The 15,170-nt window shown below is 63.0% G+C and carries 16 protein-coding genes and 1 pseudogene; 14 read left to right on the top strand and 3 right to left on the bottom strand.

All coding sequences use genetic code 11. The annotated features are described in order from the left end of the window. Positions 1-27 precede the first annotated feature (27 nt). The 12 genes from flgK (at position 28) to FNV92_RS07290 (ending at position 8,904) form a co-directional block, all read left to right on the top strand. A complete protein-coding gene (flgK, locus tag FNV92_RS07235) occupies positions 28-1,503 on the top strand; it encodes a flagellar hook-associated protein FlgK (protein WP_143841549.1) in 1,476 nt (491 codons plus the stop codon). Between the two features lie 3 nt (positions 1,504-1,506). Continuing rightward, entirely contained in the window at positions 1,507-2,553 is a 1,047-nt protein-coding gene (locus FNV92_RS07240; RefSeq protein WP_014440033.1) for a flagellar hook-associated family protein, read from the top strand. A gap of 69 nt (positions 2,554-2,622) precedes the next feature. Beyond that, positions 2,623-2,967: a flagellar biosynthesis regulator FlaF gene (gene flaF / locus FNV92_RS07245; protein WP_168213321.1), complete on the top strand. Its 345-nt coding sequence runs from the start codon at positions 2,623-2,625 to the stop codon at positions 2,965-2,967. Next, on the top strand, positions 2,967-3,386 hold the full coding sequence (flbT, locus tag FNV92_RS07250) for a flagellar biosynthesis repressor FlbT (protein ID WP_143841548.1): 420 nt from the start codon (positions 2,967-2,969) through the stop codon (positions 3,384-3,386). The genes flaF and flbT overlap by 1 nt, the downstream gene beginning before the upstream one ends. Before the next feature lie 15 nt (positions 3,387-3,401). Then, positions 3,402-3,821: a flagellar hook assembly protein FlgD gene (gene flgD, locus FNV92_RS07255; protein WP_014440036.1), complete on the top strand. Its 420-nt coding sequence runs from the start codon at positions 3,402-3,404 to the stop codon at positions 3,819-3,821. Then, on the top strand, positions 3,818-4,084 hold the full coding sequence (gene fliQ, locus FNV92_RS07260) for a flagellar biosynthesis protein FliQ (RefSeq protein ID WP_014440037.1): 267 nt from the start codon (positions 3,818-3,820) through the stop codon (positions 4,082-4,084). Before flgD ends, fliQ begins: the two co-directional genes overlap by 4 nt. Before the next feature lie 78 nt (positions 4,085-4,162). Continuing rightward, positions 4,163-6,244, top strand: coding sequence for a flagellar biosynthesis protein FlhA (gene flhA, locus FNV92_RS07265; protein ID WP_143841547.1), 2,082 nt, complete (start codon positions 4,163-4,165; stop codon positions 6,242-6,244). Beyond that, positions 6,241-6,993: a flagellar biosynthesis protein FliR gene (gene fliR / locus FNV92_RS07270; protein ID WP_143841546.1), complete on the top strand. Its 753-nt coding sequence runs from the start codon at positions 6,241-6,243 to the stop codon at positions 6,991-6,993. The genes flhA and fliR overlap by 4 nt, the downstream gene beginning before the upstream one ends. 5 nt (positions 6,994-6,998) lie before the next feature. After that, complete coding sequence (locus FNV92_RS07275) at positions 6,999-7,418, top strand: hypothetical protein (RefSeq protein ID WP_143841545.1); 420 nt, start codon at positions 6,999-7,001, stop codon at positions 7,416-7,418. Further along, a complete protein-coding gene (locus FNV92_RS07280; protein ID WP_168213320.1) occupies positions 7,415-7,897 on the top strand; it encodes a rod-binding protein in 483 nt (160 codons plus the stop codon). Before FNV92_RS07275 ends, FNV92_RS07280 begins: the two co-directional genes overlap by 4 nt. Before the next feature lie 39 nt (positions 7,898-7,936). Beyond that, positions 7,937-8,449, top strand: coding sequence for a flagellar biosynthesis protein FlgN (locus FNV92_RS07285; RefSeq protein WP_143841543.1), 513 nt, complete (start codon positions 7,937-7,939; stop codon positions 8,447-8,449). After that, a complete protein-coding gene (locus FNV92_RS07290; RefSeq protein WP_143841542.1) occupies positions 8,446-8,904 on the top strand; it encodes a hypothetical protein in 459 nt (152 codons plus the stop codon). Before FNV92_RS07285 ends, FNV92_RS07290 begins: the two co-directional genes overlap by 4 nt. A gap of 188 nt (positions 8,905-9,092) precedes the next feature. Here FNV92_RS07290 and FNV92_RS07295 read toward each other — a convergent pair whose 3' ends face one another. Next, positions 9,093-9,863, bottom strand: a complete 771-nt coding sequence (locus FNV92_RS07295) for a response regulator transcription factor (RefSeq protein ID WP_041748075.1) — start codon at positions 9,861-9,863, stop codon at positions 9,093-9,095. Positions 9,864-10,675: 812 nt separating this feature from the next. Here FNV92_RS07295 and FNV92_RS07300 point away from each other — a divergent pair. Continuing rightward, positions 10,676-11,617 carry a hypothetical protein gene (locus FNV92_RS07300; RefSeq protein WP_143841541.1) on the top strand — a complete coding sequence of 314 codons (942 nt, stop codon included), beginning with the start codon at positions 10,676-10,678 and terminating at the stop codon, positions 11,615-11,617. 13 nt (positions 11,618-11,630) lie between these two features. Here FNV92_RS07300 and FNV92_RS07305 read toward each other — a convergent pair whose 3' ends face one another. Next, positions 11,631-12,209, bottom strand: coding sequence for a MarR family winged helix-turn-helix transcriptional regulator (locus tag FNV92_RS07305; protein ID WP_143846064.1), 579 nt, complete (start codon positions 12,207-12,209; stop codon positions 11,631-11,633). A gap of 668 nt (positions 12,210-12,877) precedes the next feature. Here FNV92_RS07305 and FNV92_RS07310 point away from each other — a divergent pair. Next, complete coding sequence (locus FNV92_RS07310; protein WP_143841540.1) at positions 12,878-13,765, top strand: dienelactone hydrolase family protein; 888 nt, start codon at positions 12,878-12,880, stop codon at positions 13,763-13,765. A 57-nt stretch (positions 13,766-13,822) separates the two neighbouring features. Here FNV92_RS07310 and FNV92_RS07315 read toward each other — a convergent pair. After that, positions 13,823-15,091 (bottom strand): annotated as a pseudogene (locus FNV92_RS07315) (serine hydrolase domain-containing protein). Between the last annotated feature and the right edge of the window lie 79 nt (positions 15,092-15,170).

Genomic DNA, 15,170 nt, shown 5'->3' on the forward strand with positions numbered 1-15,170 from the left:
AACGTTCATCCCGCTCAAGAGTAGATCATGTCCCTCACCGCTGCTCTCGACTCCGCTCGCGCGTCGCTCATGGCGTCGGGCATCCAGTCGTCGACCATCTCGCGCAACATCGCCGGCGCCAGCGCTGCCGGCTATTCGCGCAAGATCGCGGTGCTGGACAATCTTCCCGGGGCCGGCGTCTACGTGGCGGCGATCCAGCGCGCCGCGAGCTCCGGTCTCTACAACAACGTCTTGATCGCGACGTCTGCGTCCGCCAAGCAGGATGCGATCCTGAACGGTCTTCAGACGATATCCGCCTCGACCGTGGACGATCCCGAAACCGGACAATCGCCGACCGCCCAGCTCAACAAGCTGAAGCAGGCGCTTCAGCAATATGCCAACGCCCCTGACAACACCACGCTAGCGCAGGCGGCGGTCACCTCCGCCAAGGACATGGCGACGGCGCTCAACCAGGCTACCAAGACCGTGCAGACGGTGCGCGAGGGCGCGGACGCCGACATGGCGACCTCGGTCGCGAATATCAATCAGCTGCTCACCCAGTTCGACAAGGTCAACACCGCGATCGTGAAGGGAACGATCACCGGTGACGACGTCACCGATTATCTCGACCAGCGGGACACCATCGTCTCGAAGCTGTCGCAGGAGGTTGGCGTCTCGATGACGCTCCGCGCCAACGGCGACGCGGCGCTCTATACCGACAGCGGCGTCGTGCTGTTCGACAAGCAGGCCCGCTCGGTCAGCTTCGCTGCGACCAACATCTACTCGCCCGGGACCACCGGCAACGCCGTCTATATCGACGGTGTCCCGGTTACCGGCGCCAATTCCGTGATGCCGATCAAGGCCGGCAAGCTCGCGGGTCTCGCCGAGCTGCGCGACAACGCCACGGTGACGTATCAGAGCCAGCTCGACGAAATCGCGCGCGGTCTGGTCGAAACCTTCAAGGAGGTCGACCAGACCGCCTCGGCGTTGCCGGACGTGCCCGGCCTTTTCACCTATCCGGGTGCGCCGGCGATGCCCGCGAGCGCCACCGTCTCGGTCGGCCTCGCCGGCCTGATCAGTGTCGCCGCGTCGGTCGATCCGGCGCAGGGCGGCAACCCCAATCTCCTGCGCGACGGCGCGATCAGCGGCAACGTGGCATACCAATACAACACTGCCGGCAGCGGCGGCTACTCGACGCGGCTTCAGCAGCTCATCGGCGGTATGGACGCATCGCAGCCGTTCGATGCAACCACGCAAGGCAAGCCGAGCGGCAGCTTGATCGACTTCGCGGCGTCGTCGACGAGCTGGATCGAAAACCAGCGCAAGGCCGCGGACGATAGCGCCACCTACCAGAACACGCTGCTCGACCGCAGCAACGCGGCGCTGTCTAACGTCAGCGGCGTCAACATGGACGACGAGATGTCCTTGATGCTCCAGGTCGAGCGTACCTACTCGGCGTCGTCGAAGATCATCTCGACGGTCGACCAGATGTTGCAGAGCCTGCTGGCTGCCGTGGGGAACTAAGTCATGATGAGCGCCAACTACATCTCGACCTTGATGCTGTCCTCGTCGTTGAGGTCCTCGATAACGAACAATCAGGCTGCGTTGGCCAAGGCCTCGAAGGAAGCCACCACCGGCCGCTTCGCCGATGTCGGCCTCCAGCTTGGCGCCACGACGGGAAGCGACGTCACGCTGAGGGCGGACCTGAGCTTCGCCGATCAGCTCGTCGATACCAACGAGCTGGTCTCCGGACGCCTGGACATCACGCAGAGTCGCATCACCCAGCTCGGCTCGACCGCAACGGATTTCCTCAAGGACCTGATCGCGGCCCGCAGTACCGACGGCGGCGGGCGGATCATCCTGCCGCCTGCGTCCTCCAATCTCCAGGATCTGATCGGCGCGCTGAACGTCTCCTATAACGGCTCGTATCTCTTTTCGGGCATCAACACGCAGAACACGCCGATCACGGCCTACACCGCGGGCTCGGCCAGCAAAAATCAGGTCGATGCGGATTTCCTCGCGGCATTCGGCTTTTCGCAGTCGTCGCCGGCCGTGAGCACCATCACGCCGGCCCAGATGCAGACCTTCCTCGACACCACGTTTGATGCCGAATTCGCGAGCCCGGCCTGGAACACCAATTGGTCAACGGCCACCGACCAGGTCATGCAGAGCCGCATCTCCACGACGGAGATCGCCGATACCTCCGTGAGCGCCAACCAGACCGGCTTCCGCAAGCTCGCCGAGGCGTACACCATGATGGCCGATCTCGGGAACGTGAACCTGGACCAGGCGACGTTCCAGGTCGTCGTGGACAAGGCCATCGGCCTGGTCGGCAACGCCATCACCGACCTCGCCACGCTCGGCGGCAGCGTCGGCACGGTCCAGCAGCGGGTCACCGGCGCGACCGAAAAGCTCAAGGTTCAGCAGGACATTCTGAACAATCAGATCGTCAAGATGGAGGCGGTCGACCCGACCGAGGCCTCGGTCCGGGTCAATACCCTGCAGACCCAGATCAAGACGGCGCTCGCACTCACCTCGCAGCTCCAGCAGATCAGCCTCGTCAACTATCTCTGAGCCTCGGCTCCATTCGTAAGGCTCGTAACCTTTGTCGTGTTGTTCGGTCTCCTGCGCAGAGTGGTTCTGATGACGTTTGAAGCCTATGGATCGGTCGTCGACGATAGCGGCTATGAGGCGCGGGGCCGCGAGCGGCAGGCGCTCAGCCTCGGCATCGACCGGCTCGAGCGGCTCCAGAAGGGGCGCTTCAGCTTCGAGGACCTGGTCGAGAGCCTGCTCTACGTGCGGCGGCTGTGGACGATCTTCATCGAAGATCTCGCACATCCGGAGAATGGGCTTCCGGAGAAGCTGCGCGCCGACATCATCTCGATTGGCCTGTGGGTGGTCAAGGAAGCCGACCGGCTTCGCGAGGAGAGGTCGAACGACGTGGTGCAGCTGATCGAAATCAACCGCCTGATCCGAGACGCGCTTTAATGAAGATATCCCTGCGGGCCGGCGAACGCATCTACATCAACGGCGCGGTGTTGCGCGTGGACCGCAAGGTCTCCGTCGAGCTCGTCAACGACGTGATGTTCCTGCTCGAAGGGCAGGTCATGCAGGCCTCGGACGCTACCACGGCGCTGCGGCAGCTCTACTTCATCGTCCAGCTCATGCTGATGAATCCGACGGACGTCGTCGCCGCGGCCGCGCTCTATGGCGAACATCATGCGGCGCTGCTTGCGGTTTGCGAGAGCCGCGAGATGCTGGACGGGCTCGCCGCGATCGACGAGCTGGTCAAGACGACCCGGTATTTCGACGCGCTCAAGCGAATCCGGGCGCTGTTTCCGGTTGAGGAGGCAATCCTGGCCGATCTGGCCCGTGCCACCACCGAAACCCCATTCGAGGCTGCCTGACAGCGGAGAGGCAATATGAACGTCACCAGCGCAACCGATAGCACCAACAAGTCCAGTTCGACCGGCTCCACCACGACCACGGCGAGCAACACCGTCGATTACAATACGTTTCTTCAGCTCCTCGTCGCCGAGATGAAGAATCAGGATCCGACCAATCCGATGGATACGTCGCAATATATGAGCCAGTTCGCCCAACTCTCGACGGTCGAGCAGGCGATGCAGACCAATACCAAGCTGGATGCGCTGCTGTCGTCGCAATCGCTGTCGCAGGCCGACGGGCTGATCGGAAAGACGGTCAGCTTCACCGACTCGACCGGGAAAACCTTCTCCGGCAAGGTCGTTTCGATCTCCATCAACAGTGACGGCTCCGTCGCGACCCTCCAGGACGGCACGAAGGTGGCGGTCGGGCCCGGGCTCACGATCAGCCAGTCATGAACGAGAGGGACGCCCTCGACATCGTCCAGGCTGCGATCTGGACCATCATCGTCGCCTCCGGCCCCGCGGTCGGAGCGGCGATGCTGGTCGGCACCCTCATTGCGCTGATCCAGGCCCTTACCCAAATTCAGGAGGTGACGCTGACCTTCGTCCCGAAGATCATCGTCATTCTCGTGGTCGTGGCCATCTCCGGCTCCTTCATCGGTGCGCATCTCTCGACCTTCACCGAGATGGTCTATTCGCATATCGAGCGCGGCTTCTGATCCCAGGGGGTCATCGGCCACCACCCTCGCGTAAGCTTTGCACGGCAGATTGCGGGCCGGACCCTCTGCCGGTGAACCATGGCCGATACGTTAGCTGCTAGCCTGCCAAGCCCGCGCCGCTTCGGGGCGGATGCCTTTTTCGCCGGCGGGATCGTGGCCATGCTCACGATCTTGTTCCTGCCCATACCGCCGATCCTGATCGATCTCGGCCTCGCGATCTCGATCGCGCTTTCGGCGCTGATCCTGATGGTCGCGTTGTGGATTCAGCGGCCGCTCGATTTCTCCGCCTTTCCGACCGTGCTGCTGATCGCAACGATCCTGCGTCTGGCGCTCAACGTGGCGACGACACGTCTGATCCTGTCGCGCGGCGGGGAGGGGGAAACCGCCGCGGGCCATGTCGTCGCCGGCTTCTCGAAGTTCGTCATGGGCGGCGACTTCGTCATCGGTCTGATCATCTTCGCGATCCTGGTCACGGTGAACTTCGTCGTGATCACCAAGGGTGCGACGCGTATCGCCGAAGTCGGCGCCCGCTTCACCCTGGATGCCATTCCCGGCAAGCAGATGGCGATCGACGCGGACCTGTCCGCGGGCCTGATCGACGACAAGGAAGCCCAGCGTCGGCGTCGCGAGCTCGAAGAGGAAAGCTCCTTTTTCGGCGCGATGGACGGTGCCTCGAAATTCGTCCGTGGCGATGCCATCGCCGGCCTGATCATCACCGCGATCAACATCTTCGGCGGCATCATCATCGGCGTCACGCATCACGGTCTGACGCTGTCGCGCGCCGCCGACGTCTACACCAAACTCTCCGTCGGCGACGGTCTCGTAACGCAGATGCCGGCACTGATCGTGTCGCTGTCGGCGGGCCTTCTGGTCTCCAAGGGCGGCACCAGGGGTTCGGCGGAGCAGGCCGTACTGCGGCAGCTCGGCGGCTATCCTCGCGCGGTGTCGGCGGCGTCGTTGATGATGTTCGTGCTCGCCTTGATGCCGGGGCTGCCGATGGCGCCGTTCGTGCTGCTGGGCGGCGTCATGGCCTTCGTCGGTTACTCGCTGCCGAGGCGGCAGGCGGCGCGGGAGAAGAAGGAGCATGCGCGCAAGGCCGACGAGCGCGCCCAGGCCGATGCAAAGGAATCGGTCAAGGAATCGCTCAAGACCGCGGAGATCGAACTGGCGCTCGGCGGTCATCTTTCCGTCCATCTCCTGGGCTCGCGCAACGAGCTTGCGCACCGGGTCAGCAAGATCCGCAAGAAGTTCGCCAAGCAGTACGGCTTTGTCATTCCCGAGATCAAGCTGACCGATAATCTGTCGATGGATCCCAAGGGATATCAGATCCGGATCCACGACACGCGCATCGCCCATGGTGAACTGCGGCTGGGCGAAGTGCTGGTGCTCGTCGACAAGGACGGCAAGCCCGACGTGCCGGGCGAAGAGGTGATCGAGCCCGCCTTCGGCATGAAGGCGCTTTGGGTCGCGGAGGCCTTCACCGACGAAGTCAAGCGTCAGGGCTGCAAGCCGGTCGACAACCTGTCGGTGCTGCTCACGCATCTCAGCGAAGTGATCAGGGCGAACCTCTCGCAGCTATTGTCCTACAAGGACATGCGCGGGCTGCTCGACCGGCTCGATCCCGAATACAAGCGCCTGATCGAGGATCTCTGCCCTTCGCAGATCTCCTATTCCGGCCTGCTGGCGATCCTGAAGATCTTGCTGGCCGAACGCGTGTCGATCCGCAACCTTCATCTGATCCTCGAGGCCATTGCCGAGATCGCGCCCCATGTGCGGCGCTCCGAGCAGGTCGCAGAGCATGTGCGGACGCGTCTTGCGCAGCAGATCTGCGGCGATCTCTCCGAGAACGGCGTGCTGAACGTCATCCGTCTCGGCAACCGCTGGGACCTGGCGTTCCACCAGAGCTTGAAGCGCGACGCCAAGGGCGACGTCGTCGAATTCGACGCCGATCCGCGCCTGATCGAACAGTTCGCGACCGAGGCCAGTGCTGCGATCCGCAAGTTTACCGAGAACGGCACCAGTGTGGTTCTGGCGGTGACGCCCGAAGCCCGCCCCTATGTCCGGATGATCCTGGAGCGGGTGTTCCCGACCTTGCCGATCCTGTCGCATGTCGAGGTCGCGCGCAGCGCCGAGATCAGAGCTCTCGGAGCGATATCGTGATCAGCGGCCTTGCCGACAGCGTGCTGGTGACGTTCATCGTGTTCTGTCGCATCGGCGCCTGCCTGATGCTGGTGCCCGGCTATTCCAGCGTCAACGTTCCGGCCCAGATCCGCCTGTTCGTCGCGCTCGTCACGACGTTCGCGCTGACGCCGATCCTGATCGCAATCCTGAAGCCTCTCACGGACAACGCCGCGCCGCTGACGCTTGCGCTCCTGATCTTCTCCGAAATCGTGGTCGGTAGCGTCATCGGGCTTGGCGGGCGTGTGTTCTTCCTCGCGCTCCAGACCATGGCGACCGTGATGGCAAGCGCGATCGGGCTGAGCAACATCCCGGGCACGCCGGTCGGCGACACCGATCCGGCGCCGGCCCTGGTGCCGCTGATCATGGCGTCCGTCACCACCCTGTTCTTCATCACCGACCAGCATTGGCAGATTCTGCGGGGGCTGATGAACTCCTACGACGTCTGGCATCCAGGCAGCAGGCTCGGCGGAAGCATGGCTCTCGATCTGCTCGTCAGTCGCCTGTCGGAGGCGTTCGTTCTGACGCTGCGCATCACCAGCCCCTTCATCGTCTACTCGGTCATCGTCAACCTGGCGGTCGGCCTGATCAACAAGCTGACGCCGGCAATTCCGGTCTATTTCATCTCGGTGCCCTTCGTGCTGTTTGGTGGATTCCTGCTGCTCTACCTCACCAGCGACGAGCTATTGACGCAATTCATGCTCGGCGTCTCGTCGTGGCTGGCGGAGTGACGGCCATGACGTCGCGCGCGGACAAGCTCGGCCGAATGGTCTCGCTCGTGAAGCTCCAGCTCCGGCTGTCCGAGTGGCAGCTGGCGCAATTGCGGCAGCAGGAGCGCAGCTTGCAGGACGAGCAGGAATGGCTGGTCGGTACGCTGAACGAAGGGAGTCCGCCGGCGGGCTCGTCGAGCGAATCGATCGCACGCCGCCTGAACAGGACGAGCGTTGGTGCGCGCGCGGTTCAGGCGCAGGCATCGCAGCAGCTCGACCAGGTCCGCTCGGAGAGCCGTCGTGTGAAACAGCTCGAGCAGGTCGCGAAGGCGGCGCTCGCCGACAAGCTTCGCGACGCGGAGAAGCGCTCGCTCGAGGAGATGACGGGAATAAGCCCTGCCGTGCGCGAGTGGACGCTGCGGCCAGCCAACCGGAAAAAGACATGATCGTGACAGCGACGCCCGACCTCGTCCTCGACGTCCTCGATGCCGCCGATCCCGTGACGCAGCGCGCAGCGACTGCGAAGCTCGATGCGCTGAAATCAGCCGACACCGATTTCGCCGCCACGATGGATGCCGAGGTCGGTAAAGCCAAGGCAGCGACCGGCGATCAAGCCGCGGCGAAGGTTGCCGAAGCGCAGTCGGGTGCGGTCAACGGGCCGCCCGTGCAGGTGATCAAGGCACCGGCGTCCGGAGAGGTGTACCGGAAGTTCGAGGCGTTCATCCTGCAGACCTTCGTCGAGACCATGCTGCCGAAGGAATCGGAGGAGGTCTTCGGCAAGGGCACGGCCGGCGGCGTCTGGAAGTCGATGCTGGCGGAACAGCTTGGTGCTCAGCTCGCGAAGGGCAAGGGCATCGGCATTGCCAAGCAGCTCGCCGCTGCGCATCCGGCGGGTCCGGACGTTACGGGCAAGGTCGGATCATGATCCGGAAATGGGCGACAGAAGTTGAGGGGTGAATTTTCAATGCAGGCACAAGAAGGCGCGGCGGCTGTGGTGATGGAGCAGCTGGTCGGGGATACCGAGGCGATGACGACGGAGGCCGCATCGAGTGATGCGTTGTTGCCCGTGCTGCTGCCGAATGTCGGCAACGAGGCGGAGATCGATGTCGCCGACGGGACCAGATCCGACGAGATGCGCGGCCTGCTGGCGGCGATCCGCCGGCTCGAGAGCATCGTCGAGGAGGAGACGGCCGCGCTCGCGACGGGCAAGAAGGTCGATTTCGACGATTTCAGCGCGCGGAAGAGCCGCAGCATGCTCGAATTCGTCCGCCTGATGCGGGCGCGGATGCATCTCGGCAGCGAGGTCGAGATTACCGAGGAGATACAGCGGCTGCGCGAGAAGCTCGAGCGAAATCGTTCCATCCTCGAAATGCACTACGATGCGGTGCGCGAGGTCGCGACCATCATCGTCAGGGCGATCAAGGACGCCGAATCGGACGGTACCTACACGGGCCGTACAACGCAGGACGGAAAATGATCAGACTCGTGCTGGCCGGGCTCTGGGTATGCATCCTCACCGCGGGCACGAGCTATGGCGTGGCCTATTGGAAGGAAAACGGCACCCTTATGCCGGCAAAGGACGAATTTCTCGACGGACTTCAGTACCAGAAAACACGCGCGCTGAGCGTGCCCATGGTCGAGGGCGGCGGTGTGCAGGGTTATATCGTGGCGCGCTTCGTCTACACCGTCGAGGCGCGGACCATGCACCAGCTCAGCGTTCCGCCGGAACCGTTCGTCGTCGACGAGGCCTTCCGCAGGATCTATGCTGACGATCGTCTCGATTTCAGGAAGCTCGCCCGCTACGACCTCTCCATCCTCACGACTGCCATCAAGCAGCGCGTGAACGAGCGGATGCAGGCCGACGTCGTCCAGGACGTTCTGATCGAGGACTTCAACTACGTTTCGAAGGAAGAATTCCAGCAGAAGCCCTGAAGCGCTTCGAGCGAGGCGGATACCGGTTCGCTTCAAGACGCGTCAGGACGAGTCTCTGGAGCCATGGCGGCTGCCGCGACGGGGCGGTAGCCGTGTTTTGCCGTGTCCGCCGCTGAACGTGCAACGGCCTCTGCGAAGGGTACTCCGCAGAGGCCGTTGTCGTCAGTTCGTGTCGGTGTCCCGCCGCGTCAGTTTCCGGCCGGGTACGCCGCCGGGGCGGCATGCGCCCTGTTCAGGAGCAGGCCGACTTCGTCGAGGTCCTGCATCGGCACGTCGATGGTCTCGCCAGCCGGGATGTTGATGCGGTATCCGACGTAGCGTCGGGCCACGATCGCATCGAAGCCGAGGCGGTCGCGGAGTTTCTTGCGCAGCTTGCTGACGTGGCTCTCGATCACGCTCTCGTCGAAGGTCGACTCGAAGATGCCGTAGACCGCGTTGAAGATCTGGGTCTTGGTGATCCACTTGCCGTGGTTGCTGACCATATATTCGAGAATGCGCAGTTCGCGGCGGGGCAGGGTGAGGGCGTGGCCCGCGATCTCGGGGTCACGTCCGTTGAAGAAGACCTGGATCCTGGTCTCGCAGGGCCTCGGTAGCTCTCCCACCCGGCGGCGCGCGATCGCGGCCGTTCGGGCGAGGATCTCGCGCAGGTGAATCGGCACGTGCACGACATCGTCGACGCCCGATTCGAACAGCTCAAGCGTGTTTTTGAGCATTTTCTGGCTGCTCATGGCGATGATGGGGGCCGAAGAGCGCTTGCGCATCGCCCTCGGCAGGCTTCCGCGGGAATCGCAATCCCCGAGGAGGAAGGCGTCGACCGCTGCCAGATCCGATTCACTCGCAGATTGCAGCCATTCCCAGAATTCTCCGGAGGAGAATCCGATCGACGATACGCCTTCGCGAACAAGCCCTGCAACGTAGCTGTTCGTGACGCTCTCGCGATCATCAACGATAATATACATCAGTCTTCGCCCCTGTTTCGCACTTGTTGCGGCCGGCTGGTTGTTGTGATGCCCCGGCTCGGCAACGATGCTGTTTGACGACATTCCATTCCCGCGCACCGATATTGTGGCTTCGATATTCGCGGGCAGCCCTACGCATTCAGTGCCTGCGTGCGCAGGCCTGCTACTTCGACTCGATACTGAACGCTTACTGTGAGGCTCGGCGGGGGTCTTACGGATCACCTCGCGGAGCGGATTGAGACAGCGACCTAGAACAGTTGCGCCAAGTTGCTTATTCGAACGCTACTGAACTCTGCCGATCCCCTCGCCAACTGGCGAGAATCACTTGAGTAGGACCGTAACAATTGCCGATTTCCGATCAAGCACGCGCAACAAAGCGATTGCTATGTGTGTTTGATGCTGTTGATTCGTTTCGGGTTGTTTCTTTGTATATTCAATCGCATCAGTTGATTTCAAATCTGAACTAGTTTTGCACTTTGACGGTCGTAAAGTTCCGCATCTCCGTATAATCACAGCCATTTTGCGTTGTGCCGCGGGTGACGTGCATGGAGGGGTTTTCAACCCCGAATTGACGATCGAGTCTGTTTATCCACATGCGACAATTCGACTCATGTACGGAGTAGCGACTACAGCTTGGCGAAATCTTGGCGAGTGTGTGTCTTTCGAGTCGCACTATCACCACGTGCATGACGCATTGGACTCATGTCGCGTCGCGTTGCGCGTGATGAAAGGTTTTCGTTGCGCACGTTTCAGGCAAGCTTCGGCAACTAGCTTCACTGTTCGATAGACCGAACCGAACGGAGCATTTTCATATGTTGTCCGATGGACAAGCTCGTCCCGGCGAGACCGCTGATGTTTCCGCGGCAGCGAAGCCGGGTCCGGAAGCGCGCGACAACAAGGACACTGCGGCGCGAGCGACCAAGCCTGCTGCGAGCTCGAAGCGAGCGTCGGCTGCGGCGAGCGATGAAACCCTGGCGAAGGAAGCGCTCGAGGGTCTGAAGCGTATTCGTGCCAAGGCGCGCCTCGACAAGATGGCGATACCCAAGCCTGCGCCGGTCGTGCTGAAGCCCGCGACGATCGTGGCCAAGCCGCCGCCGCCCCGTCCGACTTGGGTCGCGCCGCTCGCGACATTGGCGGTGGCCGCTGTTCTCGTTGTCTGCGCGTGCACCGGCGTGATCGCGTATCTCACCATGCAACCCGCCCAGAACAACGTCGCGGCCAATACGGAGATAAGGAATCTGCGCGAGACCGTCGCGCAACTGCGCAAGCAAGTGTCGGGCGTGTCCGAAAATCTCGACGGACTGCGCACCGCGGTCGATCAATCGAGCAAGGCGACCAACGACCGGTTTGGCCGTTTCGCCGAGAACCTGGATCGTATCGAACGAGTGAGCTCGTCCTCGACGGTGAAGCTCGACAAGCTCGCGCAGGCGCAGGCCCAGGCTCCGACGCCCGTGGCCTCACAACCGCAGCAGCCGATGCCAGTGATGGCCTCGGTCACCGCGCCCGAGATCACCGGTTCGGTGGCTCCGTCCGAGCGCATGACGGCGCCGCGCAAGGTGATCAAGGGCTGGTCGGTTCGCCAGGCCTATGAGGGGATTGCGATCCTCCAAAGTCCGAACGGCGTCATAGAGGCCGTGTTGGGACAGCAGGTGCCCGGCCTTGGCCGCATCGAGGAGATCAGGAGCGAGAACGGCCGTCTGGTGGTGGAAGCCAGCGGCGGCGTCATCTACTCGTCACGCAAGGCAGGGCCCTGACGAGCGGAGCCTTCTACTGGCGGTGATGCTCGAAGCTGGTGCATAGCAGGTCGATTTCGGGCTCCGCGATCGGTGCGCGGAACAGGCGGCAACTGAACTCGACCGTCGCCTTGCCGTCCGCAGCGGTACGATCTTCACGCAGGAAGATGCATCGCTTGCAAACGTCGGTATGGTGCCGTTGCTCCGCCGCGTCCGACTGATCCAACACGTGCCGGAGCGTGTCGCGAAAGCGGATCTTGCCATCGTCGTCGAGAACGGCGATCGCCTCGACGAGCACGTTGACGGGGTCGCGCATCAGGAACTTCTTGCCCTGTTGCGTGACGCTGAGCAACACCGAGCGCTTGTCCGTGGCGGAGCGCTTGCGCTCGACATATCCGAGCCGTTCGAGTTCGCCGATGATGAAAGAGGCGGTGCCGCGTGTGGTGCCGACATAGCTCGCGAGCGCCGAGGGCGTCCGCGAGAAACGGTTGGCGCGGGAGAGGAAGCGCAGGGCCATCCATTCGCGGTCGCGCAGGCCGTGCTTGGTGCCTTCGAACCACAGGATGCGGGCCATCTGCCCCAATAATTCAATCGATTCGCGAGCCAAAATCATCTCAAGTCCGGACCGGATAAAGCCATATTCAATTGGGTCTTTGGTCGTGCAATCCGGGCGGGCGAGAATGAAGCTGTCGAGCGATGCTTCACTCGAAACGGGACGACTGGCCGCGCTTGGAAGACGCTTCTCCGTTCTGGAGATCAAAGGTTCGGATGTGGAACTAGAGCGTCACAAAGAAAGTTCGAGTAAATTGGACGGCTCAACTCTTCTGAAAATTTCAGTCAAATGACCGGGGGACGTGCGCCAGATTTCGATAGCGCGCGGTATCCGAGCAACATGATGTGTCGTAGCAGCCACTGCGGAGCCCATTTGTTGCTGCATGATGTTTCAAACCGCGCGGACGAGTGAGGTGCCCGCAACTCGAGTTACGAGAATGACGACGGGAGAACCGCCATTTTCGGTTAATGGATGTTGCGCTGCGATGTGCCTGGACGGTTAAATCCAAAGCATGATCGGTCCAGGCAATGAGGACCGACATGCCTCACCGATCCGGGTATCGCACCGCCCGTCGGCAACGGGCTTCAGATCGTCGTTCGCCGACCGGCTCTGGCTTGCCTCGATCGTCAGGGCATGCGCTCGCAGGCTGGTGATTTGCGTTTGGCCTGCAATTATTGGCGAATGCGTCGCCTGAAGGAACAGGGCCAGGCATCAGGAAGGATAGACCGATGAGCATTGAAACCACCATGACATCCGACGTCGTCGGGCTGACGAAAGTCGCCCCGGTCTCGCGCCGCGGATTCATGAGCGCCACCGCGGCCGTTGCCGCCGGCTACACGCTCGCGGCCGGGCCGGTCCGCGCCGAGGCGATCGCGACCGACACCAGCGGCCTCCAGGCTGGCGAGGCCAAGATCAAGGTCGGCTCCGAAGAGATGCCCGTCTACTTCGCCCGCCCGGCCGGCAACACCAAGGCGCCCGTGATCATCGTGGCGATGGAGATCTTCGGCCTGCACGAATACATCAAGGACGTGACGCGGCGCCTGGCCAAGCTCGGGGCATTCGCGATCGCACCCGACTATTACTTCCGCAAGGGCGTCGACCTCACCAAAGTCAGTGAGATCAAGGATCTGCTGCCGGTCGTCAATGCCAAGCCGGACGCCGAGCTGCTGTCCGACCTCGACGCGACCGCGGCCTGGGCAGGATCGCAAGGCGGCGACACCGCCAGGCTCGGCATCATCGGCTTCTGCCGCGGCGGGCGCACCGTCTGGGAATATGCCGCCCATAGCGGCGCGCTCAAGGCGGGCGTCGCCTTCTATGGCACGGTGGCCGACCCCGCCAATCCGCTGTGGCCGAAGAGCCCGATGCAACTGGCTCCGGAAATGAAGGCCCCGGTCCTCGGCCTCTATGGTGGCGCCGACACCGGCATTCCCGTCGCCCAGGTCGAGCAGATGAAAGCGGCGCTCGCGGAGAACAAGAAGACGGCCGAGTTCAAGATCTATCCGGACGCGCCGCACGGCTTCCATGCCGACTACCGCGGCAGCTACCGCAAGGATGCGGCGGAAGATGCCTGGAAGCAGGCGGAGGCCTGGTTCAAGAAGTACGGCGTCCTGAGCTGACGCCGGATTTCGCAGGGCGGCCCGAGCGGCCGCCCTCTTCATTTCAGGGCGCGACTCTCACTTCACCATCGCGCCGTAGACGATGTCCTGGACCTGTTCGCGATAGTATTTGCGCAGCTCGCCCGGCGCCGCGGTTCCCACCACCACCACGAGACGTTCCTTTGGATCGCAGAAGAACTGCGTTCCGAACGCACCATTCCAGGTGAACTCGCCCGGATTGCCGGGAACTGACGACAGGCCTTCGCTGGTGCGGACCGCGACCGACAGCCCGAAGCCGAAGCCGGCGCGATGCGGCTCGATGGTTGCCACGTTGTTCTAGATCTCGGGACCAAGGTGGTTGGTCGTCATGTGATGCACGGTCTTCGGCGAGAGGATGCGCTGGCCGTCGAGCTCGCCGCCGTCGAGCAGCATCTGCCCGAAGCGGATGTAGTCGCCGACCGTCGCAAACGAACAGGCGCCGCCGCAATCGAATTTGGTCGGCGTGTCCAGCAGCTTGATGGCTTGCGGCTTGCCGGTCAGCGGATCGTTGGCAAACGGGCGGGCGAGCCGCGGCCGCTGCGCGTCGGTGGGATGGAAGGTGGCGTCCTTCATTCCGAGAGGCTGCCAGACATTGGCGGCGAGATACTCGCCGAGCTTCTGCTCGCTCACCTTCTCGACCACGGCTCCGAGCACGTCGATCGAAAAACCGTACTCGAACTCGGTCGACGGCTGATGCGCCAGCGGCAGTTTCGTGATGCGGTCGATGAAAGCCTGAGTGTCGCCGTCCACAGCGGGCGAAATGCCGTCGGGATATTGCCGCGCCACCGGGCTGGAGCTGTCCGGGCGACCGCCATACATCAATCCGGACGTATGCCGGTAGAGATCGTGGATGAAGATCGGCGAGGCCTGCGGCTCGAGCCTGAGCGAACCGTCAGCCTGGGTCACGCCGACCTTCATGTCGGCGAAGCCCGGATAGTAGTCGGAGAGCTTGGCCTGGAGAGGCAGCCGGCCTTTCTCCATCAGAGTGAGGCCGGCAACTGCCGCCATCGGCTTGGTCATCGAGGCCAGTGCGAAGATCGCGTCGACGGGCATCGGTGTGCCCTTGTCCGGATCGAGCATGCCGTAGGCCTTGTAGTGGACGAGCTTGCCGTCGCGCGCCACCGCGACGACCGCGCCGGGAACGCGCTTGGCGGCGATCTCGCGGGCGAAGAAATCGTCGAGCCGGGTGAGACCCTGCTTCGAGAAACCGGCCTCGTCGGGGGTGATTTCGGGCAGCGGCGCGGCGCGCGCTGTCCCGAACGTGATGGCGGCAGCCGCCGCCGCGATCATGACGATCGTCTTGTTCATTGCGTCCTCCCAAGGCGAGCTCGTTATGCGAGTGGCTCGCGCGATGCCTAGATCACGTCTGCGCCGGAACGAAGTCAAG

This window comes from Bradyrhizobium cosmicum, assembly GCF_007290395.2.
GTDB lineage: Bacteria > Pseudomonadota > Alphaproteobacteria > Rhizobiales > Xanthobacteraceae > Bradyrhizobium > Bradyrhizobium cosmicum.

What these genes read in the sequence shown, in the direction of transcription:
- flgK (WP_143841549.1), top strand. Translation starts at nt 28, where the DNA reads ATGTCCCTCACCGCTGCTCTCGACTCCGCTCGCGCGTCGCTCATGGCG.
- FNV92_RS07240 (WP_014440033.1), top strand. Translation starts at nt 1,507, where the DNA reads ATGATGAGCGCCAACTACATCTCGACCTTGATGCTGTCCTCGTCGTTG.
- flaF (WP_168213321.1), top strand. Translation starts at nt 2,623, where the DNA reads ATGACGTTTGAAGCCTATGGATCGGTCGTCGACGATAGCGGCTATGAG.
- flbT (WP_143841548.1), top strand. Translation starts at nt 2,967, where the DNA reads ATGAAGATATCCCTGCGGGCCGGCGAACGCATCTACATCAACGGCGCG.
- flgD (WP_014440036.1), top strand. Translation starts at nt 3,402, where the DNA reads ATGAACGTCACCAGCGCAACCGATAGCACCAACAAGTCCAGTTCGACC.
- fliQ (WP_014440037.1), top strand. Translation starts at nt 3,818, where the DNA reads ATGAACGAGAGGGACGCCCTCGACATCGTCCAGGCTGCGATCTGGACC.
- flhA (WP_143841547.1), top strand. Translation starts at nt 4,163, where the DNA reads ATGGCCGATACGTTAGCTGCTAGCCTGCCAAGCCCGCGCCGCTTCGGG.
- FNV92_RS07275 (WP_143841545.1), top strand. Translation starts at nt 6,999, where the DNA reads ATGACGTCGCGCGCGGACAAGCTCGGCCGAATGGTCTCGCTCGTGAAG.
- FNV92_RS07280 (WP_168213320.1), top strand. Translation starts at nt 7,415, where the DNA reads ATGATCGTGACAGCGACGCCCGACCTCGTCCTCGACGTCCTCGATGCC.
- FNV92_RS07285 (WP_143841543.1), top strand. Translation starts at nt 7,937, where the DNA reads ATGCAGGCACAAGAAGGCGCGGCGGCTGTGGTGATGGAGCAGCTGGTC.
- FNV92_RS07290 (WP_143841542.1), top strand. Translation starts at nt 8,446, where the DNA reads ATGATCAGACTCGTGCTGGCCGGGCTCTGGGTATGCATCCTCACCGCG.
- FNV92_RS07295 (WP_041748075.1), bottom strand. Translation starts at nt 9,863, where the DNA reads ATGTATATTATCGTTGATGATCGCGAGAGCGTCACGAACAGCTACGTT.
- FNV92_RS07300 (WP_143841541.1), top strand. Translation starts at nt 10,676, where the DNA reads ATGTTGTCCGATGGACAAGCTCGTCCCGGCGAGACCGCTGATGTTTCC.
- FNV92_RS07305 (WP_143846064.1), bottom strand. Translation starts at nt 12,209, where the DNA reads ATGATTTTGGCTCGCGAATCGATTGAATTATTGGGGCAGATGGCCCGC.
- FNV92_RS07310 (WP_143841540.1), top strand. Translation starts at nt 12,878, where the DNA reads ATGAGCATTGAAACCACCATGACATCCGACGTCGTCGGGCTGACGAAA.